General features: G+C 57.8%; 18 protein-coding genes and 1 pseudogene. 8 read left to right on the top strand and 11 right to left on the bottom strand.

Going from position 1 to position 17788, the window contains the following annotated elements:
* Positions 1-342 precede the first annotated feature (342 nt).
* Genes EQV93_RS19270 through cobA form a run of 3 tightly spaced genes read left to right on the top strand, consistent with a single transcriptional unit; the run spans position 343 to position 4057 of the window.
* Positions 343-1557, top strand: a complete 1215-nt coding sequence (locus EQV93_RS19270; RefSeq protein WP_122785983.1) for a nitrate/nitrite transporter — start codon at positions 343-345, stop codon at positions 1555-1557.
* Between the two features lie 10 nt (positions 1558-1567).
* Positions 1568-3235: a bifunctional protein-serine/threonine kinase/phosphatase gene (locus EQV93_RS19265; RefSeq protein ID WP_122785982.1), complete on the top strand. Its 1668-nt coding sequence runs from the start codon at positions 1568-1570 to the stop codon at positions 3233-3235.
* Between the two features lie 39 nt (positions 3236-3274).
* Positions 3275-4057: a uroporphyrinogen-III C-methyltransferase gene (gene cobA / locus EQV93_RS19260; RefSeq protein WP_122785981.1), complete on the top strand. Its 783-nt coding sequence runs from the start codon at positions 3275-3277 to the stop codon at positions 4055-4057.
* Positions 4058-4220: 163 nt separating this feature from the next.
* Here cobA and EQV93_RS19255 read toward each other — a convergent pair whose 3' ends face one another.
* Genes EQV93_RS19255 through EQV93_RS19245 form a run of 3 tightly spaced genes read right to left on the bottom strand, consistent with a single transcriptional unit; the run spans position 4221 to position 7321 of the window.
* On the bottom strand, positions 4221-5663 hold the full coding sequence (locus EQV93_RS19255) for an MFS transporter (protein ID WP_240892207.1): 1443 nt from the start codon (positions 5661-5663) through the stop codon (positions 4221-4223).
* 55 nt (positions 5664-5718) lie between these two features.
* Positions 5719-6534: a shikimate dehydrogenase gene (aroE, locus tag EQV93_RS19250; RefSeq protein WP_240892206.1), complete on the bottom strand. Its 816-nt coding sequence runs from the start codon at positions 6532-6534 to the stop codon at positions 5719-5721.
* Positions 6535-6556: 22 nt separating this feature from the next.
* Positions 6557-7321, bottom strand: coding sequence for an SDR family NAD(P)-dependent oxidoreductase (locus tag EQV93_RS19245; RefSeq protein WP_146387512.1), 765 nt, complete (start codon positions 7319-7321; stop codon positions 6557-6559).
* Positions 7322-7461: 140 nt separating this feature from the next.
* Here EQV93_RS19245 and EQV93_RS19240 point away from each other — a divergent pair, with 140 nt between their 5' ends.
* Entirely contained in the window at positions 7462-8385 is a 924-nt protein-coding gene (locus tag EQV93_RS19240; protein ID WP_240892205.1) for a LysR family transcriptional regulator, read from the top strand.
* 52 nt (positions 8386-8437) lie between these two features.
* On the opposite strand, the gene EQV93_RS19235 is transcribed toward EQV93_RS19240, so the two are convergent.
* Together EQV93_RS19235 and EQV93_RS19230 are read right to left on the bottom strand one after the other, a co-directional pair.
* Entirely contained in the window at positions 8438-8839 is a 402-nt protein-coding gene (locus tag EQV93_RS19235; protein ID WP_146387516.1) for a VOC family protein, read from the bottom strand.
* Positions 8840-8857: 18 nt separating this feature from the next.
* The gene (locus EQV93_RS19230) at positions 8858-9601 is read right to left on the bottom strand and encodes an SDR family NAD(P)-dependent oxidoreductase (RefSeq protein ID WP_240892204.1); all 744 of its coding nucleotides are present in this window, start codon (positions 9599-9601) and stop codon (positions 8858-8860) included.
* A gap of 137 nt (positions 9602-9738) precedes the next feature.
* On the opposite strand from EQV93_RS19230, the gene EQV93_RS19225 reads away from it, so the two are divergent.
* Positions 9739-10632, top strand: a complete 894-nt coding sequence (locus tag EQV93_RS19225; RefSeq protein ID WP_240892201.1) for an AraC family transcriptional regulator — start codon at positions 9739-9741, stop codon at positions 10630-10632.
* Positions 10633-10657: 25 nt separating this feature from the next.
* Here EQV93_RS19225 and EQV93_RS19220 read toward each other — a convergent pair whose 3' ends face one another.
* Complete coding sequence (locus EQV93_RS19220) at positions 10658-11206, bottom strand: GNAT family N-acetyltransferase (RefSeq protein ID WP_240892200.1); 549 nt, start codon at positions 11204-11206, stop codon at positions 10658-10660.
* Between the two features lie 214 nt (positions 11207-11420).
* The gene (locus tag EQV93_RS19215; protein ID WP_122785968.1) at positions 11421-12005 is read right to left on the bottom strand and encodes a dihydrofolate reductase family protein; all 585 of its coding nucleotides are present in this window, start codon (positions 12003-12005) and stop codon (positions 11421-11423) included.
* A 348-nt stretch (positions 12006-12353) separates the two neighbouring features.
* On the opposite strand from EQV93_RS19215, the gene EQV93_RS19210 reads away from it, so the two are divergent.
* Complete coding sequence (locus tag EQV93_RS19210; RefSeq protein ID WP_240892198.1) at positions 12354-12521, top strand: hypothetical protein; 168 nt, start codon at positions 12354-12356, stop codon at positions 12519-12521.
* 30 nt (positions 12522-12551) lie between these two features.
* Here EQV93_RS19210 and EQV93_RS19205 read toward each other — a convergent pair whose 3' ends face one another.
* Complete coding sequence (locus EQV93_RS19205) at positions 12552-13481, bottom strand: 2-hydroxyacid dehydrogenase (protein WP_146387530.1); 930 nt, start codon at positions 13479-13481, stop codon at positions 12552-12554.
* The gene (locus EQV93_RS19200) at positions 13465-14805 is read right to left on the bottom strand and encodes an MFS transporter (RefSeq protein WP_146387532.1); all 1341 of its coding nucleotides are present in this window, start codon (positions 14803-14805) and stop codon (positions 13465-13467) included. Before EQV93_RS19200 ends, EQV93_RS19205 begins: the two co-directional genes overlap by 17 nt.
* A 497-nt stretch (positions 14806-15302) precedes the next feature.
* Here EQV93_RS19200 and EQV93_RS19190 point away from each other — a divergent pair.
* Positions 15303-15716: pseudogene (locus EQV93_RS19190) on the top strand (transposase); the annotation flags it as partial.
* A gap of 267 nt (positions 15717-15983) precedes the next feature.
* On the opposite strand, the gene EQV93_RS19185 reads toward EQV93_RS19190, so the two are convergent.
* Positions 15984-16424 (bottom strand): helix-turn-helix domain-containing protein, encoded by a 441-nt coding sequence (locus tag EQV93_RS19185; RefSeq protein ID WP_122785965.1) that lies wholly within the window; start codon positions 16422-16424, stop codon positions 15984-15986.
* A 79-nt stretch (positions 16425-16503) separates the two neighbouring features.
* On the opposite strand from EQV93_RS19185, the gene EQV93_RS19180 reads away from it, so the two are divergent.
* Positions 16504-17019, top strand: a complete 516-nt coding sequence (locus tag EQV93_RS19180; protein WP_240892196.1) for a DUF2938 domain-containing protein — start codon at positions 16504-16506, stop codon at positions 17017-17019.
* Between the two features lie 94 nt (positions 17020-17113).
* Here the strand turns inward: EQV93_RS19180 and EQV93_RS19175 are convergent, their stop codons facing one another.
* Positions 17114-17734, bottom strand: a complete 621-nt coding sequence (locus EQV93_RS19175; protein ID WP_240892194.1) for a dTMP kinase — start codon at positions 17732-17734, stop codon at positions 17114-17116.
* Positions 17735-17788: the final 54 nt, after the last annotated feature.

The raw sequence follows: 17788 nt of genomic DNA, 5'->3' as shown, positions 1-17788 counted from the left end.
GCGCTTAACGCTCCACAAAGCAGCACGGTTGCACCATAGAGGGTTAGGCCAAGCCTCCAATCGACTGACCAACCCGCTAACACCACAGTGAACACCCCGCTCTTGAGCCGCGCAAGCCAAGCAGCAGGAAACTGGCACACATAGTGCTCAGGTATTACTGCAGGTAGCCAACGACGGTTACCCCGCCACGACAAAGACGTCGCACTTCCCATCGCGAAAGCGAAATGGGGACTGCGGCGTTTTTGCGTTTTTGGCCTCGGAAACAGGCCGGTGGAGTGGCCGTACTTAACGACCAACCGCCTTACAACCTTCGTTGACTCTATTGCAGATGAGGTGCTGGAAATGAATACGAACAGTTTCTGGAAAGCAGGCCACACCCCCACGCTGTTTGCCGCCTTTTTGTATTTCGACCTGAGTTTTATGGTGTGGTACCTGCTCGGTCCGATGGCTGTGCAGATTGCCACCGACTTGCAACTGACCACACAACAGCGCGGTTTTATGGTGGCCACGCCGATTCTGGCCGGTGCGTTGCTGCGGTTTTTGATGGGAATGCTGGCGGACCAACTGTCGCCTAAAACCGCCGGTATTTTTGGCCAGATCATTGTGATCAGTGCACTGCTGGTGGCTTGGCAGTGGGGCGTTCACAGTTATGAACAAGTGTTGCTGCTGGGCCTGTTCCTCGGCATGGCCGGCGCCTCCTTCGCCGTAGCCCTGCCCCTGGCTTCACAGTGGTACCCCGCCGAGCACCAAGGCAAGGCCATGGGCATTGCGGGGGCAGGCAACTCCGGCACCGTAATTGCCGCCCTGGCTGCGCCGATCCTGGCGGCCGCGATTGGTTGGACCAATGTGTTTGGTTTGGCACTGATCCCTCTGGTGCTGTGCCTTATCGTTTTTACCCTGCTAGCGCGCAATGCGCCCAACCGCAGCAAAGCCAAATCCATGGCCGACTACTTCAAGGCTCTGAGTGACCGCGATAGCTGGTGGTTTATGTTTTTCTACAGCGTTACCTTTGGCGGCTTTATCGGCCTGGCCAGCGCCCTGCCTGGCTACTTCCACGACCAGTACGACCTCAACCCGGTCACCGCCGGCTACTACACAGCCGCCTGTGTGCTGGGTGGGAGCCTGATGCGCCCATTAGGCGGCGCGTTTGCAGACCGCTTTGGGGGTATTCGCACCCTGCTGGGCATGTATGCCCTGGCGGCCATTTGCATCGCGGCAGTGGGCTTCCATCTGTCCAGTTCAGTCGCGGCGTTGGCCTTGTTTGTGAGCGCCATGCTGGGCCTGGGTGCCGGTAACGGTGCGGTATTTCAACTGGTGCCACAGCGCTTTCGTAACGAGATTGGTGTCATGACTGGTTTGATCGGCATGGCCGGTGGCATCGGCGGCTTCTTGTTGGCGGCAGGGTTGGGTGCCATCAAGCAAAACACCGGCGACTATCAGATCGGCCTGTGGTTGTTTGCCAGCCTTGGCGTGATTGCCTGGTTTGGTCTGCACGGCGTGAAGAGCCGCTGGAGAACCACTTGGGGTTCGGCCGCTTTCACCGCTGCGCGCGTCTGATTCAGTCGCCATGGCCTTGCAACTGAGCTACGCCCAAAGCAGCGCCCGCGGGCCGCGCGCGCAGAACCAGGACGCCACGCGCCTGGTCACTCCGGCGCCGACGCTAGCCGCCAGCAAGGGGTTTTTGTTTGCCCTTGCCGATGGCGTCAGCCAGTGCGCCGACGGCGGCCTGGCTGCTCGTTCGAGCTTGCAGGCCCTGGCCCACGACTACTACGCCACCCCGCAAACCTGGGGTGTGGCGCAATCTCTGGACCGTTTGCTGCTGGCGCAAAACCGTTGGCTACATGCCAACGGTGGCGGGCAGCCGTTGCTCACCACCCTCAGCGCTTTAGTGCTGCGTGGACGGCGTTTCACCCTCGCCCACATAGGCGATTGCCGGGTATATCGCTGGTTCGCCGGGCAGCTACAGCGCATCAGCGAAGATCATGTGTGGGACCAGCCGGGCATGCAGCACGTACTCAAGCGCGCCATGGGGCTGGAACAGCATTTAGTCGTGGATTACCTGGATGGCGAATTGCGTCAGGGCGAGAGTTTTCTACTGGTCAGCGATGGCGTGTGGGCAACCCTCAGTGACGCCTCAATTGCCGGTATTCTGCGTGATGAAAGCCAACTGCAGGCCGCGTGCCAAGCGTTGGTTTACGCCGCTCACCAGGCCGGCAGTCAGGACAATGCCAGCGCCTTGTTGGTACGGATTGATGACCTGGGTGAAACTAGCCTGGGCGAGGCCCTTGGCCAAATCGAGCAATGGCCACTGCCACCAACGCTAAAGCCTGGGCAACTCTTTGAAGGCTGGGAGGTGGAGGCGCTGTTAGGTCACAGCCGCCAATCACTGCTGTATCGGGTACGCGATACCCAGCAGCAACCCTGGCTACTAAAAACGCTGGCAACCCACTGCGAAAATGACAGCACCGCCGGGCAAGCCTTATTGCAGGAAGAATGGTTCCTGCGCCGGGTTGCCGGACGTAACTTTCCCGAAGTTCACCACGCCAGCCAGCGTCAGCACCTGTATTACTTGATGCGCGAACATCCAGGCATCACCTTGGCTGAGCATTACCAGTTGCACGGTCACTTCAGCCTCAACCTATGGCTGGAAATCGCCCCGCGCTTGTTACGGGCGCTGGGCATGCTGCACCGACGCAACATCCTGCATCGGGATATCAAACCGCAGAACCTGCTGCTCAGCAGTGATGGTGAATTGCGGGTGCTGGACTTCGGTTTGGCCTATTGCCCAGGCCTCTCAAATCATGTTCCGGGGGAGCTGCCTGGTACACCCAGTTTTATCGCTCCGGAAGCTTATGCAGGCAGCGCACCCAGTGCGGTACAAGATCTGTATAGCGCCGGCGTGACGTTGTATTTCTTGCTGACTGGCCACTATCCCTATGGCGAAATCGAGGCCTTCCAGCGCCCACGGTTTGCCCAGCCGATACCCGCCAATCGCTATCGCCCTGACCTGCCTGAATGGTTGGTGCACAACCTCGATAAAGCCCTGACCAGCAACCCGCTACAGCGCTATGAAACTGCTGAAGAATGGCTACTGGCCTTGCAACAAGGCGAACACCAACCCACCCCCCGGCCAAAACCCCTCTTGGAGCGCGAGCCTCTGAAGGTATGGCGTGGGCTGGCGTTGGGTTCGCTGCTGGTGAATATGCTGATGCTGATTTGGCTACTGCACGCATGACGATAAACAACGTCCAATTGCCCTGATAAGGAATACCCCATGAGCGCAAAAGTCTGGTTGGTTGGTGCCGGTCCCGGTGATCCGGAATTGTTGACCCTTAAAGCTGTGCGCGCCTTGCACGCCGCCGATGTGGTGATGATCGACGATCTAGTCAATCCAGCCGTGCTTGAGCACTGTCCCAACGCGCGAATAGTGCCCGTGGGCAAACGCGGCGGCTGCCGCTCCACACCGCAGGATTTTATCCACCGATTGATGCTGCGCTACGCCCGCCAAGGGAAATGCGTGGTACGCCTAAAAGGTGGCGATCCATGTATTTTTGGACGTGGCAGCGAAGAAGCCGAATGGCTCGGCGTCCGCGGTATTGAAGTGGAACTGGTCAACGGCATCACCGCCGGTTTGGCGGGCGCTACCAACTGCGGCATTCCGCTTACCCTGCGTGGTGTCGCCCGAGGCGTTACCTTGATTACCGCCCATACCCAGGACGACAGCAGCCTCAATTGGTCCGCTCTGGCACGCAGTGGCACAACGCTGGTGGTGTATATGGGTGTGGCCAAGCTTGAAGATATCCGTAGCAGTTTGATGACCGGTGGTTTGGACAGCCGCACGCCAGTGGCGATGATCGAAAATGCTTCGTTGCCACATCAACGGGAGTTACGCAGCACACTGACCTCAATGTACGAAGATGCGTTGGCCTTTGAACTGAAAAGCCCGGCGATTTTGGTGATTGGCGAAGTGGCGGCTGCGGGTGGAAGCTGGAAATGCACCGATACAACGGTTAGCACGCAGCCTGAAAACAAGCAGGTTATTCGGCGAGGAAGGTGAACCACTTGCCTGCTGCAATAACCAGGGCAGCCAACAGCTGATTGCGGGGTACCGGCGACAGATACCGGCCCCGCCCAAAACAACTTAAACCGCCCTGTCCAGCCAGCCGGAAGCTGATTTTTACAACTCTTGAGTGACCTCGACATCGTGTTTATAGCGGCCCTCAAGCCGTTCGTGTACCTCGAGTGCTGCTGGACGGGACATGCATTGCTGAGTCGGCATGGGCTGTTTCCCAGGCATCCCGCGGATCATCCAAGTCGCGATTGAGGGTTTCCGGGGTTTTGAATGTGGCGTACAGGGTGATCAGTGTAAGCAGCGTCAGGTAACAGGCAATGGGCAGCCAAGCGCCGATACCTGCGCTGGCGTCACCGTCATGGCTTGCCACCACCAGCGCAATGATGCCGGCCCCGATCATCGGCGCAATCCCACCAGCGATCACTGCCGATGCCTCACGAGCGATGGACACCCCCATGTAGCGGTGACGCGAGCCAAACAACTCTGGCAGCAACGCAGCCTGCGTACCGAACATACCCCAAGTGCCAATGCCCAAGGCGATGGAGATAGCAATGACACTTGCTACGACATTGCCCAGACTGAGCACCCACCACACCGGGAATGCCAGTGCCAATTGCACCAGAGCAAAGGCCCGGTAGACCACGACTCGGCCAAAACGGTCGCTGAGCTTGCCCGCAATCGGTACGGTCATCGCGCCCAGGCTGGCCGCGCAGATAAGGGTCAACACCCCCACCGGCCCTTGCAGCCCTACCACGCCAACGATGTAGCTTACCGCCAGCGCCTGGTAAATCGACGAGCCACCGTTTTCTCCCAGGCGCAGCCCAATGCCGATCAACAACGTGGGTTTGGAATGCTCCATCGCGCTTTTAAGCGGGTTGACGCAGACACGTTTGAGCGCCTTCAGGCGGATAAAAGTCGGGGATTCCTTGAGCGACAGACGCATGTACAAGCCCAACGCAACGATCACCACGCTGCTGAAGAACGGCACCCGCCACAGCCCGCTTTCGATCACGTTGTCATTGCCGCTGACCACCAGGAAATACACCAGCGCTGCGAGGATGGTGCCCAATTGGATGCCAAGGAACGGCAGCGCAGCATAGAAACCCCGTCGGCCCTCAGGGGCGTATTCGGTCATCATTACCGCCGCACCGGCCTGCTCGGCACCCGCGCCCAACCCTTGCAGAAGACGCAGGATCACCAACAGCATGGGTGCCAGGTAGCCGACTTGATGGAAGCTTGGCAGTGCACCGATGAGCGTGCTGGAAATGCCCATCAGCAGCACTGTCGATGTCAGCACGAACTTACGCCCGACGCGATCACCGATCATGCCGAACAGTACCCCGCCCAGAGGCCGTATCGCAAAGCCCAGAAAATAGGTACCGAAACTGGCGATCAGGCTCATGGCGCGGGTCTGCTCCGGAAAGAACAGAGGCCCGAAAATCAATGCCGAAGCCAGGGTGTAAAGCGCAAAGTCGTAGTACTCCAGTGCACTTCCCAGGGAGCAGGCCCAAGCCGCGCGGTGCAAATCTTTTTTGTGCGCTTGCGCGTCGGGGGGCGTGGCAATGTCGGATGCTGAATGATCGTGAGTCATGGGGTACCTCCAGGTGCCTTTACGGCATCTTGTTATTGACCAGTCGAAGGGTTGCTTACAATTTCAACCGCTGTATTTCCTGGAGCATGGCCTGCTCCATGATGTCGATTGGAGCCTCTTTCCCGGTGTACAACTCGATTTGCCGACACGCCTGGTGCACTAACATGCGGGTGCCGGCAATGGTGCGGCAACCCAACGATTGGGCTTGCAGCAACAGCGCGGTATGCACCGGCATGAAGGCCACGTCCATGACCAGCAGGTGACCGGCCAGGCTGCCGTCCAGCGGGTTACTGTCCGGTTGCTTGAAGCCCACGGACGTCGCATTGATGACGATGTCGAAGGCCTCGGCCGTGAATGCCTCGACGCCCCCGCCCCACCTTGCCCCAAGCTCTTCTGCCAGCGCAGCACCGCGCTCGACGCTGCGATTGAACACAGTGACCTCGGCCGCTGCTTGCAAACACCCGTAGACCACCGCACGAGCCGCGCCGCCGGCACCGATTACGGCGATACGCTTGCCGCACAGATCGGTGACTTCTTCCAGGGCACGTACTGCACCGAGGTAGTCGGTGTTGTAGCCGGTCAGTACCCCGTCGACGTTATTGATGGTGTTGACCGCACCGATGACGTGGGCAGACTCGTCAATCTTGTCCAAATGAGGCATCACTGCGGTTTTATAGGGCATGGAAACGTTCATGCCGCGCACGCCCAGCGTACGAATGGCTGCTACGGCGGCGACCGGATCTTCGACGCCAAAACAGACAAAGGTGTAATCCAGGCCCAGCGCTGCATAAGCCGCGTTGTGGATCTTTGCAGAGAGCGAAAACGGCGAGCCCATGATTGAGCCGCACAGGGTTGGCAGGGATTGAGGCATGCGGGAGTCCTTGGCGAGAGAGTTAGACGACGCTGGTCAAGCCACCATCGACGAAAAGGGTCTGACCGTTAACGAAGTTGGAGGCTGATGATGCGAGAAAAACGGCCGCTCCGCAGAGCTCCTCTACATTGCCCCAACGCCCGGCAGGCGTTCGCTGCAACAGCCATTCGCAGAACGCCGGATCGTTGACCAGCGCCTGATTCAATTCCGTCTGAAAATAGCCGGGGGCCAGGGCATTGATCTGAAGACCCAGACCTGCCCAGTCGGCACACATGCCCCGCGTGAGCATTCGCACGGCGCCCTTGCTGGCGGCGTAAGGTGCGATGGAACGTCGGGCCAGTTCGCTTTGCACCGAGCCAATGTTGATGATCTTGCCGTGCCGGCGCGCAATCATGTGACGAGCCACCGCCTGGGATACATTGAACACGCCATCAAGATTGGTACTCATCAGCCGGTGCCAGTCATTGGCGCTGACATCCTGGAGCGCCTGGCGATGCTGCAAGCCAGCGTTGTTGATCAGAATATCAATCGGCCCCAGGCACTCTTCCAGCCCATCGATGGCCGTTGCGACAGCAACGTGGTCGGTCACGTCGAATACCGAGTAATCGACGTCCAGCCCTTCATCGCGCAACAGCGCGCAAGCACCTTGAGCGCGCTCGGCATCGCGGCCATTGAGCACCACGTGGGCACCCGCTTGTGCCAGCCCGCGAGCCAGAGCCAGGCCAATGCCGCGTACCGAACCGGTGATCAGCGCTCGACGCCCGTTCAGACGAAAGCTGTCGATCATGTGTGTCTCCCTACGCTGAGTTGTTGAATGGGCAATGTCGCCACTTTCAACTGCTATCGCGCCGGGATGCCAATCGTTTATGGTGATGTTGTGATCACCCCTCGTGATCACCAAGTGACCATGCTGCACAGGGAGAAGATGTGGAACTCAAGCATTTGAAAGCTTTCGCGACACTGGCCGAAGAGTTGCATTTCGGCCGAGCAGCGGTGCGCCTGCACATAGTCCAGCCCGCCCTGAGCGCGCAAATACGGGCTCTGGAGGAAGAGGTAGGCGCACAGTTATTCGAGCGTAACCGGCACCGCGTCGAGTTGACCGAGGAAGGAATGCTATTTCTGCCCGAGGCCTTGGCTACTCTGCGCCAGGCCCGGCGCGCCCTTGAAGTGCTGCAGCAAGCGGCGGCCGGTGAGGTTGGCATATTGCGTCTGGCATTTGTGTCTTCAACGTTGTCGCACTTGTTGCCGCAACTCGTCCGTACGCTGGAGCAACGCTACCCGCACATCGAACTGGAGCTCAAGGACATGCCTTCGCTAGCGCAAGCTCGGGCCTTGCTGGACAACGCCCTGGATTTTGCCTTGGTACGCCTGCCCTTGAATGTACCTGGCGTCCAGACACGCATGCTTTTCGAAGAGTCACTGGTCGTCGCGCTGCCACAAGAAAACCCGTTATGCGCCAAACCTCGTATAAAGCCTCAGGATCTAGCCGGATGTCCGGTACTGGTGCTAGCGCGCAAGTTCGCTCCCGGCTTGTATGACCAGATGCTGGCAGGCTTTCACAGACGAAAAGTTACGCTGACCATTGCCCGGGAAATGGGCGAGTTCACCACACAGTTGGCGTTGGTGGCCGCCGGTCTGGGCATTGGCATATTGCCAAGCGGCGCAGCATCGGCATTGCCCGCGGGTGTCGTGACTCGCCCACTGACTCTGCCCATGAGCGGGGCTGGCATCGGCGTGGCTTGGCTCGGCCTGGAAAATCCACGCAAACGGGCGCTGATGAGGGTGCTAGACGAACTTTATCCCGTGACAGCGCCTGAGCTCACTGAGCAAGCGCCAAGCAGCACGCTATAGATTTCAGAAACCACCGGCTGGTGCGCGCCAAGGATCCCGCGCAAATGAGTACTCATTGGGCGTGCTGCCATGTTTTGTAGACGAATTCGAGGCTGTACCCATCCGGATCCAGCACATTGGCAGCGTAATAGTCAGGGTGGTAGTGCAAGCGCGCGCCAGGCGAGCCGTTGTCGATTGCCCCCAGATTCATGGCAGCGGCGTAGGCGGCATCCACTTCAGCCTTGCTGTGCGCGATAAAACCAACATGTACCGCACGCCCTTCGACAACGCCCTCACGCAGCCAGAAGAACATCCGGCCGTTGGCGCCGAAGCCTTTAAGATCAGGATGACCCGGCGGGCCGTCCTTGCCGTCGTAGTCCAGGCGTGCGGTGATACCCAACGGGGTCAGGGCCGCTTCGTAGAAACGGATGGACCGGGCGATATCGCTCACGGACAAAAAGATATGATCCAGCATGACAAAATCCTCAGGTATTCAGATGTTGTAGCCGCCGGAAACTTCGAGGGTCTGGGCATTGATCCAGGCGCCCTCCTCTGACAGTAACATGGCGATCACACGGGCGACGTCTTCAGGCTCGCCGACTCGCCCAAGTGCGGTTTGCGCCGCCAGTATCGCCTCAAACTCATCGTTCAGACCGCCACCCAACTCGGTACGGATGACGCCGGGCGATACGGCGTTGGCCCGTATGCGCCGCTCGCCGAACTCTTTGGCCATGTAACGGGTGAGCACTTCGAGCCCACCCTTGAACGCCGCATAGGGCGCCACGCCAGCGGTGGCGACGCGGGTGGTGGCACTGGTCAGATTAACGATACTGGCGTTTTCCGCGAACAGCGGCAGCAGGGTCTGGGTCAGGAAAAACGGGCCTTTGAGGTGCACGTTGAACAAACCATCGAACTGCGCTTCGGTGACCGTTGCCAAAGGATTGAACAGACCGTAGCCGGCGTTGTTGACCAGGCCACCCAAAGTGGTGGCATCCCAGGTGTCCCGCAAGGTCAGTACCACTGACTGGCGAAACACCTCGAAGCTGCCAACGTCAGACACGTCGAGCTTGAGAGCAACAGCCTTGCCACCGACGTGTTCAATGCGTTCCACGACCGTCGCGGCAGCCCGTGGATTAGTGTTGTAGGTCAGGATGACCCCCATCCCACGCTGAGCAATGTGCTCGGCGGCACTGGCACCGATTCCACGGCTGCCACCGGTAATGACGATTACGCTCATCTGATGTTCCTCTGTGGTTCATATGTGCACCCACAGTACTCATCAGGATCGTCAGGTTCGTACCCATTTCTACCCGAAACCTGCCTGTTTCTGCTTTTCGCTTGCATGGCGCCGGGTCCTGCCGTCAGCATGCCAGCATGGACAATCAACTGAATGAACTCAGGTCGCTAGCGGCCAAGGCTGAAAATCGCCGTACCGAAACGGGCATTCCCCGCGTGGCCATGGTTCAGGGCAAAATCCCCGAGCACATGCTGGCGGCGGTCTATGACCCGATGATCAATGTGATCCTGCAAGGCAGTAAGAGCATGACCGTGGGGGATCGGACGCTTCGGTATGACCCTGCGACCTATTTCGTCATGTCCATTGATTTGCCAGCCGTGGGGTCTGTGCATCCGAGCGTATCGGGAGAACCTTACTTGGCAGTGAGTCTGACTCTTGACCCGGCAGTGCTGTCGACGCTATTTGCGGACCTGCCTAAACCTGTCGGCCGCGTTGAGAACGCGCCTGGGTTTTGCGTGGCGTCAGTCACAACCGACCTGATGGATGCCTGGGTGCGAATGCTGCGATTGATGGGCGACCCGGACGCCATCGCAGCCCTGGCCCCGGTTTACGAGCGAGAAATTATCTTCCGTGTACTCCAAGGGCCCCATGGCTGGATGCTGCGCGAGATCGCAGCGCCGGATAGTGCGATGGCGCGCGTCAACATGGCGATCCAGTGGATCCGCCGTGACTTCGCTCAGCCCATTGGCGTGGAGCGCTTGGCGGAACGAGCATCAATGAGCGTCTCGGCGTTTCACCGCCACTTCAAGGCAGTCACCAATCTGAGCCCATTGCAGTATCAGAAACGGATTCGCCTGCTCCAGGCCAGAACGCTGATGGTGGCCAACGCTCAGAACGTCATGACTGCTGCCTTCGAGGTCGGCTATGAAAGCGCGACGCAATTCAGCAGGGAGTATGCGCGAGTGTTTGGACTTCCTCCTGCACAAGACGTCGGCAGGATCCTGACGCAAACAAGCGCCATCAGTCGCTAGCCAGCGAGATAATGGCGCAGGCCGCTCAAGTCGAGGCACTGATCAATGCCCAGGTATCGTTTCGTAGATCGTGCCACATATGCACTTTCGAAACGAATTGCTGCCCTACTGCTACCGCCAAAGGCTCTATTCCAAATGGCTTGAATCCCATTCGCTCATAGAGCCTTTGTGCACCTCGATTGCCCTCGGTGACGGTGAGCTGAACGAGCAAAAGCTGAGGCTGGGATTTTGCATAGGCCAGGACGCTACGCAGCAGTTTATAGCCGATGCCTTTCTCTCGATGAGCGAGTGGAACGTACATTCCGAAGAGCGTGGATTTGTGGCTGGCCTTTTTTCTTCTTTCAACAGAAAGTCCAGCGACACCAAGCAAATCTTCATCCTCAAACGCAGCGAACACCACATCGGCAGCATCAGATCCACTATTAAGCCTTTTCTCCCACCACTCGATGGGTAAGGCTTCGCGCTCGCCGACATCGGAAGTAAAAGCATCGGGATGAAGGCGATAAGCCTCAAGCATTAGCGCTCGATACAACGCGGCATGATCCGGGGTCAGGCGCTTAATTATCGTGGTCATCGAAATCACATTTCATGGTCGTGCACTGATTATGTCCTTCCTAGGCCCAAGGCGACACGGACGCAGATGCTTGAGTTTTTCAACAGAATCGACCCATAAGAGTCAGATAGCTTCCTGATTTCGATACCCGAAACCGGACAGTCGTGAAGTTCTGCAAGCAAAACCAAGCAGTACTAGCGAAAGACTGACCTAAATGAAAAATCACAACCTTGCATCATTTATTTCGTTTTACCACGTAGTTCAGGCACACCACGCCCGACGCAAAAAGTTTACTTTTCACCAACGTGAGTGCGGTTCTGTCCTCAATGTTTTTGAACAAGGGAATACCCTGCCCGAGCAGAATCGGATTGATGAATAGCAAATACTCGTCGATGAGATTCTCCGCCATCAGCGCGTGAGTGGCGCCAGGGCTACCAAACACTAAAATCTCGCTGCCCGCGCTGTGCTTGAGCTTGCTAATTTCATCGCTTAAATTGCTACTGATAATTTTGGTATCAGGATGATTTTTTTCCAGCAGGGTTGTCGACAACACAATTTTGCGGGCGGTTTTATACCAGCGCGAATGCGCGTGGTCATGCGCACTGGCGTTGGGCTGTTCGGCAGCGGTTGGCCAGTACGACTCCATCATCTGGTAGGTGACGCGCCCGTATAACGCGGTGTCGGTCTGCTGAATTCGCTGCTCCACGTATCCAAACAAATCGTCGCTCAGACTTATCCAGCCCAGGCTATCCATTCCTTCATCGGTGGAGGCAACAAAACCGTCCAGTGACACATGCACAAACGAAACGATTTTCCGCATGATTTTCTCCTTGATTTTATTTGGTTACATAGCCGGTATTTGGTTCCTGCCTTCAATTGCATCCTATTTCGCCACCACCACCACCACCACCACCACCACCACCACCACCACCACCATGCTGCTGCTTGCTTGCGCAGTACAACCGAACTTCATTCTGAAACAGTTTTCCACAAAGCGGCCAGTCCCGACTGGCTCTTTTTGGCCGATTGCTTGCTGCCTGTCGTGAAGGACTGCAATCGACCCATAAGAGTCAGATAGCTTTTAAGCGGCATTCTGCGGCGCTTCGTCAAAACCTGACCCAGGGTCAGTCTCGAAGTCAGGATTGCCCGTAACACCGAGTTGCTCGGGATGATCGCTGACGCCAGCCTGGATCTGGCCATGACCTGGGACACCGGCAATGTATCGCCGTATGCCAAGTGCCTGGGCCTGGGTTATGTACTGCATGCCGGCGCCGAACTGCAGGCACCTGCCATCAAACACCTGGCTGGCTTGATCAAAACCGGGCTGCAAGAATAGGCGCAAGGGCTCGCGCCATAAAATGGCAGTTCAATCCGGGATCGGTGTTGGGTAGGCGGCATCGCTAAAATGCGCGGCCAGATTGGCCAGGGTCAGGTCGGACATCGCCCGACGCGTATCCCAGGTGGCACTGGCCATATGCGGCGCCAGCAACACATTATCCAGCTCCAGCAAGCCGGGATGGGGCCGCGGTTCATCCTCGAATACATCCAGCCCGGCCCCCAAAAGGCGCCCTTGGGCCAATGCACTGGCAAGCGCGGCCTCGTCAACCACACTACCGCGCCCCACATTGATCAGGATGCCTTCACTGCCCAGTGCGGCGAGCACCTTGGCATCAACCAGGTGCCGGGTCGACTCTCCACCGCCCACGGCAATCAGCAGAAAATCCACCGCGGCGGCCAGTTCGGTCAACGAGGCGTAGTACGGGTAATCAACCGCCAGCTGACGACGCCCGTGGTAGCTGATGCGCATGTCGAACGCCGCCGCGCGCCGGGCAATCGCCATGCCGATCCGCCCCAGGCCAACGATGCCCAGCCGCGCCCCGCTGACCTTGCGGGTAAAACCGAACGGACCTTGCTGCCACTGCCCGCTACGCACGAACTGATCGGCTTTGGCAATGCGCCGCGCAGTGCCGAGCATCAAGGTAATGGCGAAATCGGCCACGTCGTCGGTGAGCACGTCCGGCGTGTGCGTCACCACAATGCCCCGGGCCCTGGCAGCCGCCACATCGATACCGTCGTAGCCGACGCCAAACACCACGATCACTTGCAGGTCGGGCAGCCGCCCGATCAAATCGGCCCGCACCCGCGACTCGCCATTGGCAACCAGAGCGCGGATCCCCCGGGCCTTTGACGCATCCAGTTCGCTGCCGCTCTCACTGCATTCCAATACTTCATATCGGGCATGCAAACCCTCGCTGAGCATGTCCGGCAAACGCGCAACTTTAAGCACTGTGAACATTTTTGTGGCCCTCCACGATGGCGTCACGCAGGATTTGGCGCTTGCGTTGACCGCCCAGGTACAGGCCCAGCATGCCACCGACAAGCAAGGCGACGGCAACCATCAACAAGGCGTAGTCATAGCTTTGAGTGGTGTCCTTGATCCAGCCCATGACCGGTGGCAGCCCAAGCCCTGCGATGTTGGCGATGGAGTTGATCAAGGCAATCGAAACAGCAGCTGCAGGCCCGGACAGATACTCGGTGGTGGTGGCCCAGAATACCGGAGTCGCCGCCCAATTCAGGCCAACAGCCACCACCAGCATCACGTAGGCCAGCCACTGATTGCCGGTAAACACCGCCAGGCCCAGCATGCCCCCGGCCAGCAACAGCGGCCCCCCCAGGTGCCAGCCGCGCTCACCGGTGCGGTCGGAATGACGGCCATTGGCGTACATAAATACGCAGGCCAGGAAAAACGGCATTGCCGACAGCAGGCTGACCACAAACGAACCCTGACTGGATACCGACTGCACGATCAGCGGCAAAAACAGGGTGACCCCGATGGTGCCGAAAGCCTGGAGCAACCAGAACAGACTCAGCAGCCACACCTGGCGACTGCGAAACGCCACATGCCAGGCATCCTTGTGCGAGATGACGGTGCTCGCTTGTTCGGCCTCGATGGTGCGGCTGAGCCAGGCTTTTTGCGCGCTGTCGAGCCAGTTTGTAGACGCCGGGGAGTCAGGCATGTAGCGCAAGACCACAATGCCCAGCGCCACTGCAGGAATGCCCTGGAGAAAGAACAACCAGCGCCAGCCGTTAATGCCCAGCAAACCGTCCAGATGCAGAAATGCACCCGACATCGGCAATCCGATCACCGACGCCAGAGCCGCGCCGATGTAGAACCATGACATGGCCTTGGCCCGGTCACTGCGCGGGTACCACTGCGACAGGTAGTAGATGATGCCGGGGGTGAAACCGGCTTCGGCCGCGCCCAGCAACAGGCGCATGACGTAGAGCTGGTTGGCGCTCTGGATCAGGCTCATGCCGGCAGCGATGATGCCCCAGGTGATCATGATTCGGGCAATCCAGCGCCGTGCACCGACCCGGGTCAGGATGATGCTGCTGGGCACTTCGAACAGAATGTAGGTGAGGAAGAACAGACCCACGCCGATGCCATACATCCGCACGCTGAGCCCGAGGTCGGCGTTCATGGTTAGCGCCGCCACCGAAATGTTCGACTTATCAATGTAAGCCACCATGTACAACAGCATCAGGAAAGGAATCAGCTTCAGATTGAGCGTCTTCATGGTGCTGGCATGCAGACAACTGTCCAGCGATGGACTTGTCATGGGGAAAACCTCTTGTTGTATTTATTTTCGGAACCCGACTGCCGCCTGATCCTTTGGTTTTGTCCAGACCATAAACCAGTCTTGACAACAGTTCAATATATGACTTTGCAGCCCTATATATGGGATTGAGTCGTCTTCCAGTTCGACTTGCTGCCACAGCGCCGTCACAATCCCCTGTTAGCCTCCGGTCCGATAATATTTTGGTACATCTGATCAGGTACCCGTATGAGCGACCAGAAAGACCAGGACACCCGACTGCCCGCCAGTCCAGCCGCCGTCATTTCCTTGAGTCCCAAATCGCCTCGCTACAAGGCGACGACCTCACCGGCACGCGCGTCAAACCGTTAGACAAATCCCCGGCCAGCGCCATGACCGGCGCCCCGCAGTTCGGCCCCAGCGCCCTCACCCCGGACTTTTTTGCCGTGAACACCATGGCCTAGCTCTACTGGCCTCCCTGGATCTGCGAGCCCGAACATCCGAACTATTAAAACTTGATTTGCCCAGCGTGCTGGTGCCCCAAACCACGAGCACATTGTCGACAAACTGAGCAAAAAGAACATCGACTTGGCCTGGTACACGGGTGCCGAGGCCGGCAAATTGCCTGCTCTAAATGCTCAATGAAAGAGCGTTGCTGCCCAAACACCTCGTTCCAAAAAATCGCCCGTAGCGTCCATGAGGCGGCACGCAATGTTGCTCGGCTAATTGCCGCAACACCGCCATACATGTGCTCTCGCCATGAGCGCAAAAAGGTTGAAATGTTGTTCGCTCATCTCCAACGAATCCTGAAACGGGATCGATTAAGGCTACGAGGAATGACCGGTGCAAACGACGAATTTACCTTGGCCGCTGCGGTACAGAATTTAAGACGACTGGCGAAACGGACCTCACAAGGGCCGCCGACCAGGGGATAGGTACGCCCGGAATCAGCAAAAACCCTCAAATTAACCTATTAACCAAGCTGCAACGGTCAACGCAGAACTGGAAAGCCACGCAACGTGGTGACCAGATCTGAAACGAGGGCCAACGTCGCCTTCTTCCAGCCTGAAATTCCGACTTTTTCAACACAATCGGCCAGAAGCAGCCACTCATTTGCGACTGTTTCCGATCCAGAGCAGAGGATCACCTTGGTCGGGTAAGTACTTACGGCTAGCGCTGAGGTTGATATCTAACAAAGGCATTCACACGCCACGTCTACGCAGTTTCCCCTTTCCGGATTTCCTCTTGGTATCTTCCTTTCCGATAGCATTCAGTAATTTCTGGAACGTTGAGCATTCAATGTGACGAACAGCAGGACAGCACGCCACTCGACGAAGCTCGTCGCGTGTGGCAGTGAGCCGCTCGATAGTGCGGTCTAGTTCATCGGCCTTTTGGTTAAGCCGCTGACGATCAATGTCAGGCTGCCCCTCTGCATCCAGCATGGCAGCAAGATCGCCTAGCGAAAGCTCTGCAGATTGTCCGAGTGCGATCAAGGACAACCGCTGGAGTATGTCGGCACGAAACACGCGACTCAGGCCGCGGCGCCCCACTGAACTGATAAGGCCTTTCTCTTCGTAGTAGCGCAACGTTGAAGCCGGTAAGCCGGAGCGTCGTGCCACCTCACTAATATCCATCTCTTTCATGCTTGACCTCAAGTCGACTTGAACTTGCAGACTGTCTGGATCAAACCGCCAAAACAGACTCAAGGCAAGGAGAAATACCGTGGAAATAGCTGAAACCGCGCTTCACATTCTGTGTATTGGAATGGGTGCAACGCTGATCATGGACGTGTCGGGTTTTGTTCAAGCACGAGTGTTTGGTTCAGCGTCGCTTGACTATGGCCTGGTGGGCCGCTGGCTGGGCTACATGCTGCAAGGGCGGTTTCGTCATGCCCCGATCACGGCGGCAACTCCTATCAGGAACGAACGCTTGATGGGGTGGGTATTCCATTACATCACGGGCATTGTCTTCGCCACGCTGCTGATAGGTGCGAAAGGGCCAGCGTGGATCTGCGACCCTACGCTGACACCCGCGCTGGTGATGGGTTTGGTCAGTGTGATTGCACCTTTTTTCATCATGCAACCCGCGCTCGGTTTCGGCGTTGCCGCTTCTAAGACAGGGTCGCCGAGTATTGCAAGGCGCAAGAGCGTCATTGCGCATCTGACATTCGGAGTGGGACTTTTTGTGGCAGCATGGTTGCTGAGCCTGCTCTTCCCGGCATCGTTCTGCTTAAGTTGATTGCCTTCGGTTCAGCGGCGATGTTCAGGATAGGAAAGGTTTGCCCATCACCAAGCTATAGCGTTACACGGGGCTAACCATCAATCAGGACCTTTCAAGTCATGCCACGCAGCACGCCATTGATTTCAGAAACCACCTGCTGGGTTGCTGTTTCAATAGCACCATCGTTGCGGCATAAAACCCATCCTTGATCTTCAATCGCTCGTTCGAACGCTTCAGTACACGCAACATGCTCAGCCTGGTGATGCATCACTGTGCTACCCAGGCCCCGCGATCGTGTTGCCGCCCTCGCCCAGGAAATTTCAGGGGCAGTGACCACTCCGACATGCAGGTCTGGCACTCGCACGTTTCGATCCAAGTTCAACTGAAGGATCTCTGCAAACGGGACGGTCCGGCGAAACGCAGCATCCGACGGATACCAGCGATCAATCAGGATGATGCTGCCCACGGCCTGCTGTGTGAGTACATGGCTGGAAATCCAGGCGCGGCTCTCTGCGAAGCGCTGACAAATGGTCAATTCAAGGTCGTAGGAGGGATTTCTGGCGAACGTGTTGACGAGGGCCATAGTTTCAGCCCTGTAGGGATCACTTTTTCGCTCGCATAGCCGGATCACTTTCTTGTTGTGAGCCCTCAGCACTTGCGTGATGGCCTCCAACAGTGTGGTTTTACCTGTGCCCTTGGGCCCATCCAGAGAAACAAACAACGTGGGGTTCATACTTCAACCGTTAATACACATTGACGATGACTTTAACCCGATTGCCGGCTTGAG

Source organism: Pseudomonas sp. TMW22091, assembly GCF_022496705.1.
Classification (GTDB): Bacteria; Pseudomonadota; Gammaproteobacteria; order Pseudomonadales; family Pseudomonadaceae; genus Aquipseudomonas; species Aquipseudomonas saxonica.
This window is presented reverse-complemented; position numbering and strand designations above follow the sequence as displayed.

What these genes read in the sequence shown, in the direction of transcription:
- EQV93_RS19255 (WP_240892207.1), bottom strand. Translation starts at nt 5,663, where the DNA reads ATGACTCACGATCATTCAGCATCCGACATTGCCACGCCCCCCGACGCG.
- EQV93_RS19210 (WP_240892198.1), top strand. Translation starts at nt 12,354, where the DNA reads ATGATCGCTGACGCCAGCCTGGATCTGGCCATGACCTGGGACACCGGC.
- cobA (WP_122785981.1), top strand. Translation starts at nt 3,275, where the DNA reads ATGAGCGCAAAAGTCTGGTTGGTTGGTGCCGGTCCCGGTGATCCGGAA.
- EQV93_RS19230 (WP_240892204.1), bottom strand. Translation starts at nt 9,601, where the DNA reads ATGAGCGTAATCGTCATTACCGGTGGCAGCCGTGGAATCGGTGCCAGT.
- EQV93_RS19215 (WP_122785968.1), bottom strand. Translation starts at nt 12,005, where the DNA reads ATGCGGAAAATCGTTTCGTTTGTGCATGTGTCACTGGACGGTTTTGTT.
- EQV93_RS19265 (WP_122785982.1), top strand. Translation starts at nt 1,568, where the DNA reads ATGGCCTTGCAACTGAGCTACGCCCAAAGCAGCGCCCGCGGGCCGCGC.
- EQV93_RS19175 (WP_240892194.1), bottom strand. Translation starts at nt 17,734, where the DNA reads ATGAACCCCACGTTGTTTGTTTCTCTGGATGGGCCCAAGGGCACAGGT.
- EQV93_RS19205 (WP_146387530.1), bottom strand. Translation starts at nt 13,481, where the DNA reads ATGTTCACAGTGCTTAAAGTTGCGCGTTTGCCGGACATGCTCAGCGAG.
- aroE (WP_240892206.1), bottom strand. Translation starts at nt 6,534, where the DNA reads ATGCCTCAATCCCTGCCAACCCTGTGCGGCTCAATCATGGGCTCGCCG.
- EQV93_RS19235 (WP_146387516.1), bottom strand. Translation starts at nt 8,839, where the DNA reads ATGCTGGATCATATCTTTTTGTCCGTGAGCGATATCGCCCGGTCCATC.
- EQV93_RS19245 (WP_146387512.1), bottom strand. Translation starts at nt 7,321, where the DNA reads ATGATCGACAGCTTTCGTCTGAACGGGCGTCGAGCGCTGATCACCGGT.
- EQV93_RS19270 (WP_122785983.1), top strand. Translation starts at nt 343, where the DNA reads ATGAATACGAACAGTTTCTGGAAAGCAGGCCACACCCCCACGCTGTTT.
- EQV93_RS19185 (WP_122785965.1), bottom strand. Translation starts at nt 16,424, where the DNA reads ATGAAAGAGATGGATATTAGTGAGGTGGCACGACGCTCCGGCTTACCG.
- EQV93_RS19200 (WP_146387532.1), bottom strand. Translation starts at nt 14,805, where the DNA reads ATGACAAGTCCATCGCTGGACAGTTGTCTGCATGCCAGCACCATGAAG.
- EQV93_RS19220 (WP_240892200.1), bottom strand. Translation starts at nt 11,206, where the DNA reads ATGACCACGATAATTAAGCGCCTGACCCCGGATCATGCCGCGTTGTAT.
- EQV93_RS19225 (WP_240892201.1), top strand. Translation starts at nt 9,739, where the DNA reads ATGGACAATCAACTGAATGAACTCAGGTCGCTAGCGGCCAAGGCTGAA.